Origin of the sequence: Halobacillus halophilus, from assembly GCF_020171985.1 — a bacterium.
GTDB classification, from domain to species: domain Bacteria; phylum Bacillota; class Bacilli; order Bacillales; family Halobacillaceae; genus Halobacillus; species Halobacillus halophilus_A.
Window position 1 is genome coordinate 18,098 of sequence record NZ_JAIVAL010000001.1, and the last position, 15,509, is coordinate 33,606.

14 protein-coding genes are annotated in these 15,509 nt (G+C 44.2%); 13 read left to right on the top strand and 1 reads right to left on the bottom strand.

Going from position 1 to position 15,509, the window contains the following annotated elements; translation table 11 throughout:
* Window position 1 precedes the first annotated feature (1 nt).
* Window positions 2–169 (top strand): hypothetical protein, encoded by a 168-nt coding sequence (locus LCM11_RS00105; protein WP_223254276.1) that lies wholly within the window; start codon window positions 2–4, stop codon window positions 167–169.
* Window positions 170–362: 193 nt separating this feature from the next.
* On the opposite strand, the gene LCM11_RS00110 is transcribed toward LCM11_RS00105, so the two are convergent.
* Window positions 363–2,099: an NFACT family protein gene (locus LCM11_RS00110; protein WP_224892281.1), complete on the bottom strand. Its 1,737-nt coding sequence runs from the start codon at window positions 2,097–2,099 to the stop codon at window positions 363–365.
* 193 nt (window positions 2,100–2,292) lie between these two features.
* Here LCM11_RS00110 and LCM11_RS00115 point away from each other — a divergent pair, with 193 nt between their 5' ends.
* The 12 genes from LCM11_RS00115 (at window position 2,293) to rpe (ending at window position 14,920) form a co-directional block, all read left to right on the top strand.
* Window positions 2,293–3,162: a YicC/YloC family endoribonuclease gene (locus LCM11_RS00115; RefSeq protein ID WP_224893060.1), complete on the top strand. Its 870-nt coding sequence runs from the start codon at window positions 2,293–2,295 to the stop codon at window positions 3,160–3,162.
* 80 nt (window positions 3,163–3,242) lie between these two features.
* A complete protein-coding gene (gene remA / locus LCM11_RS00120) occupies window positions 3,243–3,506 on the top strand; it encodes an extracellular matrix/biofilm regulator RemA (protein ID WP_014643148.1) in 264 nt (87 codons plus the stop codon).
* A 13-nt stretch (window positions 3,507–3,519) separates the two neighbouring features.
* Entirely contained in the window at window positions 3,520–4,134 is a 615-nt protein-coding gene (gene gmk / locus LCM11_RS00125) for a guanylate kinase (RefSeq protein WP_224892282.1), read from the top strand.
* 3 nt (window positions 4,135–4,137) lie between these two features.
* Window positions 4,138–4,365, top strand: a complete 228-nt coding sequence (gene rpoZ, locus LCM11_RS00130; RefSeq protein ID WP_014643150.1) for a DNA-directed RNA polymerase subunit omega — start codon at window positions 4,138–4,140, stop codon at window positions 4,363–4,365.
* 100 nt (window positions 4,366–4,465) lie between these two features.
* Entirely contained in the window at window positions 4,466–5,668 is a 1,203-nt protein-coding gene (gene coaBC, locus LCM11_RS00135; protein WP_224892283.1) for a bifunctional phosphopantothenoylcysteine decarboxylase/phosphopantothenate--cysteine ligase CoaBC, read from the top strand.
* On the top strand, window positions 5,668–8,079 hold the full coding sequence (gene priA / locus LCM11_RS00140; protein WP_224892284.1) for a primosomal protein N': 2,412 nt from the start codon (window positions 5,668–5,670) through the stop codon (window positions 8,077–8,079). Before coaBC ends, priA begins: the two co-directional genes overlap by 1 nt.
* 17 nt (window positions 8,080–8,096) lie before the next feature.
* Entirely contained in the window at window positions 8,097–9,044 is a 948-nt protein-coding gene (gene fmt / locus LCM11_RS00145; RefSeq protein ID WP_224892285.1) for a methionyl-tRNA formyltransferase, read from the top strand.
* Entirely contained in the window at window positions 9,037–10,389 is a 1,353-nt protein-coding gene (gene rsmB / locus LCM11_RS00150) for a 16S rRNA (cytosine(967)-C(5))-methyltransferase RsmB (protein WP_224892286.1), read from the top strand. The genes fmt and rsmB overlap by 8 nt, the downstream gene beginning before the upstream one ends.
* Before the next feature lie 129 nt (window positions 10,390–10,518).
* Window positions 10,519–11,277 (top strand): Stp1/IreP family PP2C-type Ser/Thr phosphatase, encoded by a 759-nt coding sequence (locus tag LCM11_RS00155; protein WP_224892287.1) that lies wholly within the window; start codon window positions 10,519–10,521, stop codon window positions 11,275–11,277.
* Window positions 11,277–13,361 carry a Stk1 family PASTA domain-containing Ser/Thr kinase gene (gene pknB, locus LCM11_RS00160; RefSeq protein ID WP_224892288.1) on the top strand — a complete coding sequence of 695 codons (2,085 nt, stop codon included), beginning with the start codon at window positions 11,277–11,279 and terminating at the stop codon, window positions 13,359–13,361. The genes LCM11_RS00155 and pknB overlap by 1 nt, the downstream gene beginning before the upstream one ends.
* A gap of 12 nt (window positions 13,362–13,373) precedes the next feature.
* The gene (gene rsgA / locus LCM11_RS00165) at window positions 13,374–14,255 is read left to right on the top strand and encodes a ribosome small subunit-dependent GTPase A (RefSeq protein ID WP_224892289.1); all 882 of its coding nucleotides are present in this window, start codon (window positions 13,374–13,376) and stop codon (window positions 14,253–14,255) included.
* Between the two features lie 2 nt (window positions 14,256–14,257).
* The gene (gene rpe, locus LCM11_RS00170) at window positions 14,258–14,920 is read left to right on the top strand and encodes a ribulose-phosphate 3-epimerase (protein ID WP_224892290.1); all 663 of its coding nucleotides are present in this window, start codon (window positions 14,258–14,260) and stop codon (window positions 14,918–14,920) included.
* The last annotated feature ends 589 nt before the right edge of the window (window positions 14,921–15,509 follow it).

Consider the following 15,509-nt stretch of genomic DNA (forward strand, 5'->3'; position numbering starts at 1 on the left):
CATGGAATCCATGTTTTCCTGGCAGCCTCTGTTGAGCCTGGCAGGTTCGATTACGCTGTTTATCCTATGGAACATGTATATGCTGAAGAGAGAAAGAAACCGGTACTGGGCGCAGGCTATTTTTTCTTATGTTGGCTCTATTGTTATTTTTGCCTATTTTTTAACGTGAAAGAACAGTTTTCTGATGACTTTGAAGCAGCAAGGACCATAAAATAATGGAGGGTGCCCGAGTTCAACTCGGGCACCCTCCATTATTATTTTGACACTTTTCTACCGGTAGCAGCTTTTGTTTAATTCATAAACTTAGGAAGCTGTAAAGGCTCGCTTTACCAGAGATTATAAACATCCAGAGAGGAAGCCGCTTAACTTTCATTGCTTTTCTCTTTGGCTGCCCGTCTTAATTCTCTAACAAAAGAGGCTTCAGGTGTAACGAAAAGCGTTTGTTGATGGTCATAGGTGACAAAGCCGGGTTTTGCGCCTGACGGCTTTTTAACATGCTTGATTTGAGTATAGTCCACAGGGACAGAAGAAGACTGGCTTGATTTACTGAAATTAGCTGCCAGCTGAGCTGCTTCAAGCAGAGTATCTTCGCTCGGATCATCATTCCGAATGACTACGTGAGAGCCTGGGATATCCTTCGCATGCAGCCATATATCGGATTTGTTAGCCATACGATTGGTTAAATATTCATTCTGCTTGTTGTTTCTGCCGACATAAATCAGCGTACCGTCACTTGATAAAAAGCTTTCCGGTGCCGGCTTCTGAGGTTTGTTCTTTTTCTTGCCGTGATAGGAAGGTTTCTTCTTCATATACCCTTGTTCTCTTAGTTCGTCCCTGATTTCTTCAATGTCCTGCTCACGGGCTGTTTCTACTTGTTGAATTAACCGCTCGAAATACTGAATTTCCTCTTCTGCTTTTTTAACTTCCTGCTGAACAACCTGCTTAGATTTTTTCAGTTTCTGATACGTTTGGAAATAGTTTTGAGCATTTTCACTTGGGGACTTATTTGGATTCAGTTCAATAGTCCGCTCTGACTGATCAGGATCATAGTAATCTACGACAGTAACTTCAGAGTCTCCATTTTGCACCATGTGCATGTGAGCGGTTAACAATTCGCCTAGACGCTGATACTCTTCCGCTGATTCTGAACGTTTTAACGTCTGTTCATGCTTTTTAATTTTTCGCTTATTTTTGTCCCGTTCATTCTTCAGGAAGCGGTAAAGGTCTCCGGCCTGCTGTTTTACGCGGTCTCTTTCTGCTTTCCCTGAATAATAGCCGTCCAGCATTCCACTGACCGTGTCATAAGTTTCAACTTTTTCTGAGAAAGAGTGAAGGGGAAACACATAAAACTGTTCCCGTTCCGCTAAATGAACGCGAGGTTCGTAGTCATGATTCAGGATACGCTCCCGTACATCCCTATAAGCCTCGGCATAGGCTTTTTGTCCACCAAGTTTTGCCTGGTGAGCAATTTCTTTAGTGATCATCGGGGAAAAGCCCATTACGGTTTTAAGGATTTGCTGATCGATTTTTCCAGCGTTAAAATCGAGCTTTCTTAACAATGTATCAGGCTCAAGCTCGATGGGGCTTATTTTCCCTTGTTCCGGCGGCAGCTTATAAGGCTGGCCGGGCATGATGGTCCGGTGCCGGTTCTGAGAAGGAGGGAGATGTTTAATGCTGTCGAGAATGTGTCCCTGTTCTTCGTCAACTAACAGGATATTCGAATGTTTGCCCATGACTTCGATAATTAAAGTCTTAAGTGTTTCGTCGCCTACTTCGTTGCGAGTGCGGACTTTAAATTTTACAATCCGCTCCATGCTGACCTGTTCAATGCTTTCAATAAATCCTCCGACCAAGTGCTTACGAAGAAGCATACAAAGCATCGGCGGTTCTTTAGGGTTATTATAATCGTCCTTGGTTAAATGAAAACGTGCATAGCTCGGATGAGCGGATAATAATAAGGAATGATTTTTACGCTGTGCACGAACTGTAAATACAAGTTCTGTATCTGTAGGCTGATAGATTTTCATAATTCGTCCGGACTGGATCGTTTCCTCCAATTCATGGGTGATCGCCCGGGTTACAATTCCGTCAAAAGACATTGTCTTCACCTCTCTAATGTTGACAGTATAGCATGTTTTGCCCGCCTCCACACGACCGAAGGCTGGGAATATCACTACTTATGCGATTCTCTTATAAGTCAGACCTTAGGTCAATGATTCGCGTTTACAGTCCCCCTTTTGGTAAAATAGGATTAAATAACGAACGTAAAGGTGATGGATTATGGTTAATAGCATGACAGGGTATGGGAAAAGCTCCGCCGAAGTAGGGGGATCCAGGGTTTTGATCGAAATACGCTCGGTCAATCATAGATATTTGGACATCTCTCCCAAAATACCAAGAACCCTGCTTTTTTTAGAGGAAAAACTTAAAAAAATCGTCAGGGATAAAATGGAGCGGGGGCGAATAGACCTCTTTATTTCGCTGGAGGGTCAGGGACTATTTGAAAAGAAAGTGTCTGTGGATTGGAATGTCCTTGATCAATACATAAACAGACTGCATGAAGTGAAGGATCGGTACGATTTGACGGGGGATATATCTATTGATATGGTATCCAAGTTAGACGATGTTTTCTTTACCGAGGATATGGAGGAGGACACAAACGAGCTCCAGCAATCACTTTTATCTACATTGGAACACGCTATCGATCAGTTAATTATTATGCGGGAGAACGAGGGAAGAAGACTTACAGAAGACCTGCAGACCCGTGTATCAAGCGTAAGTCATCTGCTTGAGAAACTGGAAACCCGACGCCCGGTTGTTGTTACTGAATACAAGGATAGGATTCGTACTAGAATTGAAGAATACGTGAAAGAAGAAATTCAGCCGGATGATGCCCGTATTCTTCAGGAAGTAGGGCTGTTAGCTGAAAAAGGGGATGTTACCGAGGAATTTACAAGGCTTCGTTCTCATATCTTTCAATTTACCAAGACACTTGAACAGACAGGATCTGTTGGAAGGCGGCTTGATTTTATTGTTCAGGAGATGCACCGCGAGGTAAATACTATTGGATCGAAATCCAATGATTCAAAAGTGACAGAGTGGGTTATAGAATTAAAGAGTGAAATAGAGAAAATGAAAGAACAAGTACAAAATGTTGAATAGTAATTGTGTTTATGACTAGTTTTTTCTTATAATAGAGGTAATGATTATATTGTCCTGGTCAAAAGAAGGAGGAGTCAGCTTTGAGTCTAAGGTTAATCAATATCGGTTTTGGTAACGTAGTATCTGCCAACCGAATCATTTCTATCGTGTCACCGGAGTCTGCACCTATTAAACGTATTATTACGGTTGCTCGTGACAATAATAAATTAGTAGATGCTACATACGGTCGTCGTACACGCGCCGTTATTATTACTGACAGTGATCATGTAGTCCTGTCAGCTGTACAGCCGGAGACGGTAGGTCAGCGTGTAATCAGCAGCGACGAGATTTCCGACGAGAACTAGGAGGACTTTTGCAGTGATAGATGAGAAGGGAATACTATTTATACTTTCCGGCCCCTCGGGTGTAGGAAAAGGAACAGTAAGAAAAGCGCTGTTCGACCAATCTACCGACCTTCGTTATTCGATCTCTATGACGACCCGTAACCCCCGGGAAGGGGAAGTAGACGGGATTGATTATTTCTTCAAGTCAAGAGATGAGTTCGAAAAACTGATCAGTGAAGGTCAGCTGATCGAACATGCTGAGTACGTAGGCAATTATTATGGAACGCCCCGTCAATATGTGGAAAAAACGTTGAACGAGGGCAAGGATGTTTTCTTAGAGATTGAAGTGCAGGGCGCACTTAAAGTCCGCGAAAACTTCCCTCAAGGCGTGTTCATATTTCTAATTCCACCTTCCCTCGAGGAATTAAAAGACAGAATTGTGAATCGTGGCACAGAAACGGAAGATAAAGTGAAGAACCGTTTGCATGCAGCTAAAGAAGAGATTGATATGATGGACGCCTACGATTATGTCGTCGTCAACGATGAAATTGATAATGCGGTTACGAAAGTGCAATCCATTGTCGCAAGTGAACATTGCAAGCGTGAGCGAGTTGCTCATCAGTATAAAAAAGCATTGGAGGATGAATAAATTATGATGTTAGAACCGTCCATTGATTCTTTACAGAAACAAATCAAATCCAAGTACACGTTGGTAACCTTATCAGCAAGAAGAGCCCGTGAATTGAAGCAGGGCAGTGCTCCAATGGTGGATAAACCAACTTCCCATCAGCACGTGGGTGTAGCATTGGAAGAAATTCGTGATGGTAAACTAGACTACACGTATTCCGACGAAATACAATCTCGTACAGAAACCACATAAAGCTACGAGCTTCTTGAATATTTTGTAGAAAAAGCCGCGCTTCCTGGTTGTCATAGCGCGGCTTTTCCTATCCTTTACAGGAACAGAGGAGGACGGACCTATGTTAGAAGGGAAAAAGATTGTCTTAGGAGTATCTGGAGGAATTGCAGCGTATAAAGCAGCAGCCTTAACAAGTAAGCTTGCGCAGGCGGGTGCTGAAGTAAGAGTAATTATGACGGAGAGTGCTCATCACTTCGTAGGGCCTAACACTTTTCAGGCTCTATCCAGACGACCGGTTTACACCGACACGTTTAAAGAAGTAGACCCGACTCAAATCCAGCACATTGATCTGGCAGACTGGGCAGACTTATTTTTGCTTGCCCCTGCCACGGCGAACATTATCGGAAAATTATCAGGAGGAATTGCTGATGATATGCTTTCAACTACTCTGCTTGCAACAGAAGCTCCTGTCTATATAGCACCGGCGATGAATGTGCATATGTACAGCCACCCTGCGGTAATTAAGAATCTGAAGCAATTGGATGAATGGGGTTTTCGTTTTATAGAACCGGGTGAAGGATACTTAGCATGCGGTTATGTAGGTAAAGGTCGTTTAGAAGAACCGGAAAGCATCGTTCAGGTGTTGGAAAACGAATTCAAAAAGACAACAATCCTCAAAGGGAAAAAAGTTCTTATCACGGCAGGCCCTACACGAGAGAATATTGACCCCGTCCGCTATTTCACCAACCCTTCCACTGGTAAAATGGGGTTTGCATTGGCCCGCCAGGCTTCGCTTATGGGAGCAGAGGTCACACTTATCACAGGTCCGGTCGATTTAACCACCCCAGCAGGTGTCAAAAGAATGAACATTATAACAGCTGAGGATATGTATCAGGCCGTATTAAAAGAATATCCTGAGCAGGATATCGTGATTAAATCTGCAGCTGTTGCAGACTACAAGCCTAAGGTGACCTATGAGCATAAGATGAAAAAATCATCAGGTGATTATGCTGTTGAAATGGAACGAACAAAGGACATCCTAAAAGAGCTTGGCCGGCAGAAAGAACATCAATATTTAATCGGCTTTGCGGCAGAGACGAATGACCTTGAGGCATACGGGAGACAAAAGCTTGAGAAAAAGAATCTTGATGCGATTGTGATTAATAATGTGGCTGAGAAAGGCTCTGGGTTTGGTCATGATACGAATGCTTCACTCATGATATTCAGTACAGGTAAAGAATACTCATATCCCTTAATGTCCAAGGATGACCTGGCCCGTAATATTCTTGAAGAGTCTGTTCGTGATATGAAGGGTGAATCTTAGTGACCATTGCCAATGTAATTGTTGATGTCCCTTCACAAAATACGAACCGCCCCTTTGATTACGGAATCCCGGAGAAGTTTGAAGGAATTGTCCAGCCGGGGGTCAGGGTGATTATCCCTTTTGGCCCCCGAAAAATAATGGGTTATGTCGTATCTCTTTCAGAGGAGAGCGACTTTTCAAAAATAAAAAATATTATCGATGTGCTGGACGTGACACCGGTTCTCACAGAAGAATTGCTCGAGCTTGGAAAATGGCTCTCGCAAAAGACTCTTAGCTACTATATTTCCTGTCTGCAGGTGATGCTTCCACAAGTGATGAAAGCAAAATATAGAAAAGAACTCTGGAAGCTTACAGACGAGAATCTTCAATCGGATTTAGATCCATTGTTTGATGGAAGAGCTGTCATTGACTATGAAGAATTTGAACAATCCAATCTTAGCTATAAAATGCTCAGGAAGCATATAGATGACGGGGAAGTGGATGTTCATTATGAAGTGAAAAGCAGGGAAACCAAAAAAGTCACCAGCATGCTGGAGCCCCAAATGGATACTATGCAGCTTGAAGAAGTGCTGGTGGACTTATCCAAACAAGCGAAAAAACAGCGGGCGATTGTCGAATATTTTATGGATCATAAAGAACCCATTCCAAAAAAACAACTGCTTCAGACACTAGGCACAACTGCTGCCTCTGTTAAACCTCTGGTGAATCAGGGAGTACTTCAGGAATATGAGCAGGAAGTTTTCCGAGATCCTTATCAAAACCGAAATTTCGAAAGGACCGAGCCATTTCCTCTTACTGAGGAACAATCGAAGGCTATAGAACCGATTTTATCATCCATAGAACAAAGACAGCATGAAGTGTTTTTGCTTCATGGTGTAACCGGAAGTGGTAAGACAGAAGTCTACTTACAATCTATCCAGCAGGTCATAGACGATGGAAAAGAGGCAATCATGCTTGTACCTGAAATTGCCTTAACTCCCCAGATGGTAGAGCGATTTAAAGGACGGTTTGGCTCAAAAGTAGCCGTGCTGCACAGTGCCCTTTCTGCAGGAGAAAAATATGATGAGTGGCGAAAGATTCAGCGGAAAGAAGTTCAGGTTGTAGTAGGTGCCCGATCGGCCATTTTTGCTCCCTTTTCAAATATTGGAATCATCATTATCGACGAAGAGCATGAAAACAGCTATAAACAGGAAGACCGGACACGTTACCATGCACGAGATGTGGCTATCGAGCGGGCGAGCCGCCATGGTTCTCCGGTGGTTCTGGGGAGTGCAACTCCGGCTCTTGAAAGTTATGCCCGCGCAGCCAAAGGTAATTATCATTTGCTAACGTTATCAAAGCGGATGAATAATGCCGTGATGCCTGAGGTAGAACTCGTGGATATGCGGGAGGAACTTCATGAAGGCAATCGATCTATGTTCTCCAGAGTACTTAAAGAGAAAATCGAAGAGCGGCTGGCACGCAGGGAACAGGTTGTCTTGTTCCTGAACCGAAGGGGCTATTCCACTTTTGTCATGTGCCGGGACTGCGGACACGTAATGGAATGTCCGCACTGTGATATTGCGCTGACCTATCATAAGAATCAAAATCGCCTGAAGTGTCACTACTGCTCTCATGAAGAACCTATGCCAACCGAATGCCCTGAATGTGAAAGCAAAACCATTCGTTATTTTGGTACCGGAACGCAAAAGGTAGAAGAAGTTCTTCAGCAGCTTATACCGGAGGCGGAAGTGATCAGGATGGATGTAGATACTACCAGAAGAAAAGGCGCTCATGAGAAACTTCTGCAGCAATTTGGAGATAAAAAAGCTGATATACTGCTCGGCACCCAGATGATTGCCAAAGGATTGGATTTTGGTAACGTGACCCTGGTGGGAGTGCTGGCCGCAGATGCTTTACTTAATCTTCCTGACTTTCGTGCCTCTGAAAAAACCTTCCAGCTCATTACCCAGGTAAGTGGACGAGCCGGCCGTCATGAGAAACCAGGAGAAGTCATTATTCAGACTTACACACCTGAGCATTACAGTGTGGAACTCGCCAGTCAGTATGAATACGAGCAGTTTTTCCAAGAAGAAATGAAACTGAGAAAAGCTTTTAATTATCCTCCTTATTACTTTTTAACTTTATTTACGGTTTCTCATCCCAACCAATTTAAGGTTCAGGAAGTCACACAAAAAATTGTGCAGTTTATGCGACAGAAGTTATCGGATCAGTCCATGGTGCTTGGACCAACCCCCTCCGCACTTACTCGGATCAATAATAGATATCGCTATCAATGCATGGTAAAATACAAGAAGGAACCAGAGCAGCGAAAGCTCGTAGAACGGATTTTGCATTACTATGAAGATGAAATGAAACAGGAAAATGGACTTCAGATCGTGGTCGATTTTCAACCGTACCAGTTGATGTAGGAAAGGAGACTTGTTTGATGACACGCATTGCATTTATGGGGACGCCTGATTTTGCTGTGCCGGTATTAGACCGGCTGATGGAAGATCAATATAATGTAGTTCTCGCTGTAACTCAACCTGACAGACCAAAAGGCAGAAAGAAGGTCATGACCCCGCCGCCTGTTAAAGTGGCAGCCGAAAAGCACGGTATTCCAGTTTTCCAGCCGGAAAAGATTAAGAATGAGTATGAGGAAGTATTGAAATATGAGCCTGACCTCATCATTACGGCGGCCTTTGGACAGATCCTTACAGAAGATCTGCTTCAAGCGCCTGAATACGGCTGTATTAACGTTCACGCCTCGTTATTACCTGAATTCCGCGGAGGAGCTCCGATCCATTACGCCATTCTTGAAGGGAAAAAGGAAACCGGTGTGACCATTATGTATATGGTTAAGAAGCTTGATGCAGGTGATATGCTGGCTAAAACGGTTGTTCCGATTGACGACGACGATCACGTTGGCACCCTTCATGATAAACTTTCCGTGGCCGGAGCTGATCTGCTTATGCAGACACTTCCTTCTTTATTGGAAGGTTCCATCACACCACAGCCACAGGATCATTCTCATGCCACTTTTGCCGGAAATATCAAAAGAGAACAAGAACTTATTAATTGGCACAAGGATCAACAGGAAGTTTATAATCACGTCCGCGGTCTGCATCCGTGGCCGGTAGCTTATACCTCGTGGAATGGAAAACCGCTCAAAGTCTGGTGGCTTGAAAAAGTGAACGGTACATTTAATCAGAAGCCGGGAACTGTTGTGGAAATTGCAGAAGACGGTTTCCTTGTGCAGACAGGTGATGGCAAGGCTGTTAAAGTTGTGGATCTGCAGCCTTCTGGTAAAAAACGAATGGACGGTCGCTCCTTCATTAATGGAACCGGTCAGTCACTAACCGAAGGCGAACGTCTGGGGGAGCACGATGAATAAATATGTTTTGAGGGAAACGGCTCTTGACCTATTAACCCGAATCGGAGAGCAGGGCGGATTCAGTCACGTTCTGTTAGATCGCGAGATTACGAAACAGAACTTGTCCCGCCAGGACGGGGCTCTTCTTACAGAAATTGTGTATGGTACTCTGCAGCGAAGAGACTTGATTGATTATTATGTTCAGCCCTTTGTGGCAAAGCAGAAGAAAATCAAACCATGGGTACGCTGGCTTTTATATATGTCCGTCTATCAAATGGAGTTTCTTGAGCGCGTACCAGACCACGCTATTATTCATGAAGCCGTTGAAATTTCAAAGAGACGCGGGCACAAAGGAATTTCTTCTTTTACAAATGGAGTACTGAGAAGTGTTCAGCGAAAAGGCCTGCGCAGTCTGGATGAGATTGAGGACCCAGTGGAACGCTTAGCGATTGAAACGAGCCATCCTGCGTGGCTGGTAAAGCGCTGGATGGATCAGTATGGCAGAAGCATTACGGAAGAAATGTGCCGCGCTAACATGCAGCATCTGCCTCTATCTGTTCGCGTGCAGCCACTGCGTATTTCAAGGTTGGAAGCTATGGAGCAGTTAAGAGAAGATGGCTTCAAAGTGGAAGAAAGTCTGTTGTCGCCGCAAGGGATGGTAGTCAGCGAGGGCGAGCTGCTGAAGCATTCATTGTTTACTGAGGGTAAAGTAACAATTCAGGATCAAAGTTCTATGCTTGTTGCTGAGATGATGGATCTTGAAAAAGGGATGACCATCCTGGATGCCTGCAGTGCCCCAGGGGGGAAAACCACCCATATCGCTGAGAAAATGGAAGACCAGGGCGAAATTATTGCGTATGATTTACATGCTAAAAAGGCTAAACTGGTAAATAAGAAAGCTGAACAGCTGCAGTTAACATCTATTCGGGCAAGTCAAGCTGATTCTAGAAATCTTGCTGAATTGCATGAGGCAGCATCATTCGATCGGATTTTACTCGATGCACCCTGTTCGGGACTCGGGGTCCTTAGGGGTAAACCGGATATTAAGTATCACAAACAACTTGAAGACGTATTTTCACTTCGGAAAATACAGGATGAACTGCTGGATCGGGTCGCACCGCTTCTCAAAGAAGGTGGAAAACTGGTTTATAGTACATGCACAGTGGATCGCCACGAAAATGAAGAAGCTGTACAGCATTTTCTGAAACAGCATCCTGAATTTACGGTCGACCACGAATTCTTCAATGATCTTCCTGAGGTCACGAGAGGTTCGAAAGGTCAAAGCGATTTTGGCCTACAGATGTTTCCGCAGGATTTTGATACAGATGGATTCTTTTTGACGAGACTAGTCAAACAATCAAAATAATGGGAGGGGTCAATCATGGCCCCCTCCTTCCAATTTTTTGCTTTTCGTGCGCAAGGGTTAGCGGTGAGGATCGAAGGAAGTATGCCGTTACGATTGTGCCGCAGAGCTTACCGAAAATGAGGTGAGTCCATGAATGGCTTTTATCTTACAGATCAAGGCAGGGTAAGGAATCATAATGAAGATGCCGGCGGTGTATTTAAGAATGACTCCGGTCAAACCTTAGCAGTAGTGGCAGACGGAATGGGAGGGCACCGTGCAGGAGATGTAGCAAGTCAGAAAGCAGCTACTCATCTACATAGCAAATGGCAGGAAGCAGAGAAGCTTCATACACCTGACGAATCTCAATCCTGGCTAAAGCTTGCCATCCAGGCAGTTAATAATGAAATTATTTCCTATGCTAATCAGAATGAGGACTGTCATGGTATGGGAACAACTGTAGTCGCGGCGATTTGCACAGAAGACTTTATAACGATTGCCCATATTGGAGACAGTCGCTGCTACTTTGCTAATGCGTATGGATTTAAACAGCTCACGGAAGATCATTCTCTCGTTAACGAACTTGTCCGATCTGGACAAATCACGGAGGAACAGGCTGAGCATCACCCCCGTAAAAACGTACTTCTTAAAGCACTGGGGACGGAGTATGACATTAAAGTGGATACAAAAACACTGGAGTTTGAGCCTGGAGACAGACTGCTCCTTTGCACCGATGGACTCACAAACAAAGTAAGTGATGATGAACTGTCTAAGCTCGCTTCTTTTGAAGGAGAATGGGCGGAGTTCTGCCAGGAACTTGTGGATCTTGCTAATGATCGCGGGGGAGAAGACAATATAACGCTTGCCGTTGTGCATTATGACAGCACGGATGAGAAAAGAGGTGCGGATTAATGCTTAACGACCGTCTACTTAATGACCGTTACCAAATTCAGGATATGATAGGCGGCGGTGGAATGGCCAACGTCTATTTGGCGCATGATGTCATTTTAGACAGAGAAGTTGCGATTAAAATTCTTCGTTTAGAGCATGAAAACGATGATGAATTTATTGCGCGGTTTCATAGAGAGGCTCAGTCTGCAACCAGTTTAGCGCATTCGAATATAGTCAATATCTATGATGTAGGTGAAGAAGAAGATATTTACTATATGGTCATGGAATACGTAGACGGCATGACACTTAAGCAGTATATCCAAAAGCATAGTCCGATCGACGTTGCGGAAGCAGTCGATATTATGAGACAGGTTACATCAGCCATTTCTCATGCCCATGATAATGAAATTATTCATCGTGATATCAAACCTCAGAACATTCTGATTGATCATTACGGGCATGTAAAGGTAACCGACTTCGGTATTGCGATGGCTTTGAGTGCTACATCTTTAACCCAGACCAACTCAGTACTTGGATCGGTTCATTACCTGTCACCTGAGCAGGCTCGCGGAGGGATGGCCACAAAAAAATCAGACGTGTACTCACTGGGGATTGTATTTTTTGAACTATTAACCGGCAGGCTTCCTTTTTCGGGAGAATCGCCTGTGTCCATAGCTCTAAAGCACCTTCAGCATGAGACGCCTTCGCTTCGAAGATGGATTAACAACCTGCCTCAAAGTGTAGAAAATATTGTACTGAAAGCTACGGCCAAAGATCCTTTTCACCGTTATGAATCGGTTGTGGAGATGGAAGCGGATTTAGAAACCAGTCTGGAGCCGGACCGCGTAAATGAACCGGCTTTCGAAACACCTGATGAAGAGGAAGATGAGAAAACAAAAGCAATTCCTGTCATTACGGCTGACACATACGGCGCCCAGGAAGAAGAGAATACAATCGTTCACAGTCAGAATGGTTCACCCCCTCCCGTACGTGAGCGCAAACCATCTAAAGATGAAGCAGCTCAGTCACCGGGCCACAAAAAGAAAAAAGGGGCGCGATTCTGGCTGATTCCCATTTTAATCTTACTACTTAGCGGAATGACTGCCCTGTTTCTAATTCCGGGTATTATTCAGCCTGCAAATGTAGAGATGGCGGATGTATCAGGAATGGAGTATGAAGAAGCTTATAGTGAGCTTAGGGAAATGAACCTGGAAGTGAAGAGGGAAACTGAATATTCCGACGAGGTTTCTGAGGGGATGGTTATTCACACTGACCCAGAACCCGGTAAGATTATAAAGGAAGAGTCTGAAGTGGTAGTGTATGCAAGTCTGGGGAAAGAGAAGGCCGAGTTTGAAGATTATACGGGACAGAAGTATGAAAAAGTGGAGCAGGAACTTAAAGATAAAGGATATGAGACCATCATTCCATTTAAAGAAAGCAGTCAGCAGCCTGAAGGTGAGATTACAGCTCAACTTTCCCCTCAGGCAGGAGAAGAAGTTATTCCGGATGAAACGCGAGTGATTTTTCGGGTCAGCAGTGGACCTCCTCGAGTGAATCTTGGCGTCTTAGAAGGAATGACTGAGGATGAGGCAACGAAATATCTGAATGAACGAAACCTTAAAGTTGACGTATCTGAGAATTATTCAGACCAGGTTCCGCAAGGTGAAGTGATTTCTCAGAATCCAGAAGCTGCAACCCAGGTTAAAGAAGGATCTACGGTTTCCATTACGATTTCACTAGGACCTAAGGAAGAACCTCCAAGGACAGAAACCATTCAGATAGAAGTTCCCTTTGCACCGGACACAGCACAGAATTCTGAACAGGAATCAACAGAAGAGTCCAATGAGGGGCAGGATCCAGAAAGCGGAACGGGGGAAGACTCCGGTGAAGGACCTGAACCGTCTGAAGACACTCAAGCGCCTGAACAGAAAGTACTCATATATATTGAAGATATGGATCATCGATTATCCGATGTATTTAAAGAGGAAACCATTACAGAGGATACCGTGTTTGAAATTCCATTAACCATTCAGCCAGGAACCGAAGCATCCTACAAAGTACAAAGAGGTGACGAGGTCATTGAAGAAGGAAGTGTTCCGTATTAAGAAGGTGAAAGAATGCCAGTAGGGAAAATTATTAAAGCGTTGAGCGGTTTTTATTATGTTCTATACGAAGGACATGTTTATCAATGCAGAGGCCGTGGTAACTTCAGGAAAAAGAAAGTGAGTCCGCTCGTAGGGGATACCGTAGAATTTAAAGCCGAAAAACAAGATGAAGGGTATATATTATCCATAGATAAACGAAAGAATGAGTTCGTAAGACCTCCAATTGCTAATGTGGATCAGGCATTAATTGTAACATCTGCAGCCAATCCAGAGTTCAACGCTTTACTATTGGATCGTTTTCTTGTTTTAGTGGAAGCAAAACGAATTGAACCTTTCGTGGTGATTTCCAAGATGGATCAGTTAGATGAAGGAAGAGCAAATGATATGAAAGTCTATCAACAGATGTATGAGGCGGTTGGCTATCCTGTTATCCTTTCTGCAGTGAACGATGCTGAATCCATGGAACAGATCAGGGCACATCTGGCTGGCCGCACTACTGTCATTGCCGGGCAGTCAGGCGTCGGGAAATCATCTCTTTTAAATACGATAGACCCAAGGCTTTCAATTGACACAGATGAAATTTCTAAAAGCCTGGGACGCGGAAAGCATACCACGAGACATGTGGAATTATACGACATATCTGGTGGTCTTGTAGCTGATACACCCGGCTTCAGTTCACTGGAATTCGGTGATTTGCAGCTGGAACAATTACCGGAGTGTTTTCCGGAGTTTGTCCAAGTTCAGGATGACTGCAAGTTCCGTGGGTGTCTGCACAATAAAGAGCCAAAATGTGCAGTAAAACATGGAGTAGAAGAAGGGAATATTTCCAAGCAGCGTTATGAACATTATTTGCAATTTTTAGAAGAAATACAAAACAGAAAGCCGAGGTATTAATAATGACAAAGATTGCTCCTTCTATTCTGGCTTCCGATTTTTCTAAATTGGGAGAAGAAATTAAAGATGTGGAACAGGGCGGCGCTGACTATATTCACGTGGATGTGATGGATGGTCATTTTGTACCCAATATTACGATTGGTCCTCTTATCGTAGACGCTATTCGTCCAGTAACCAGCCTGCCTCTTGATGTACACTTAATGATTGAAAATCCTGATCAATATATTGAAGCTTTTGCAAAAGCCGGAGCGGATATTATTACCGTTCATCAGGAAGCCTGTCCACATCTACATCGGACTCTGCAGCTAATTAAGAGCTTTGGGGTTAAGGCCGGTGTTGTGATTAATCCAGCTACACCCGCTGAATCTATTAAACCTGTGCTCCAGGATGTTGACCTCGTGCTCCTGATGACGGTTAACCCTGGCTTCGGCGGACAATCGTTTATTGAGTCTGTAGTTCCAAAGATTCAGCAGGTGGCTGATTGGCGTGAGCAGCTCTCGCTATCCTTTGAGATAGAAATTGATGGCGGTGTAAAAGAAGAAACAGCTCCGATCTGCATTGAATCGGGAGCGGACGTACTTGTGGCCGGCAGTGCCATTTTTAAAGAAAAAGATCGAGGCCAAGCCATCGAAGCCATCCGTCAATCTGTTAAAGCTGAAAGATAATAAACGTGGCCGTTTTATACGCCTGGAGGAGTGCCTGATGGCAGTTCCTTTAGGCTTTTTATTTAGAAGGCTTTCATACCGTTTTGTAAATTTTTATAAAAGAATTATTGAGCTAAAGGGCCGGTTACTGTAAGACTCAGTTTCGAGATAATCTGGGTCCGTTTCCAAGAATTTGATGAGGGTGGCGAAGGAAACAACTCGCTTTCCTGCGGGGGAACTGGCAAGCCTCCTCGCTCGTTTCACTCCCTGTGGGGTCTCGCCTAGCTCCTTCTCCCGCGGGAGTCTCGTCGTTTCCTTCGCCACCCAGCCACGTCAGAATAACGGACCCTTTTCAAGAGAGATTGCTCTTATTCTAAATAGTTCCTAAATTGTTTCTATAACAAGCTTTTTCACATCGTTCTAGTATGAAAATTACGACGTCACCCCATGCTTTTTTTCATCAAGCAAATAGTGTGTTAGGTGGTTTCGAGTCTCAGATTCGGCCAGGTCCGGAGGGGAACGGGGAGACTCCTGTGGGATACACATGATCGGTGAGACCCCGGAAAGCGTTAGCTTGAGGAGGCTCAGCACATGCCCACGGAAAGCGAGT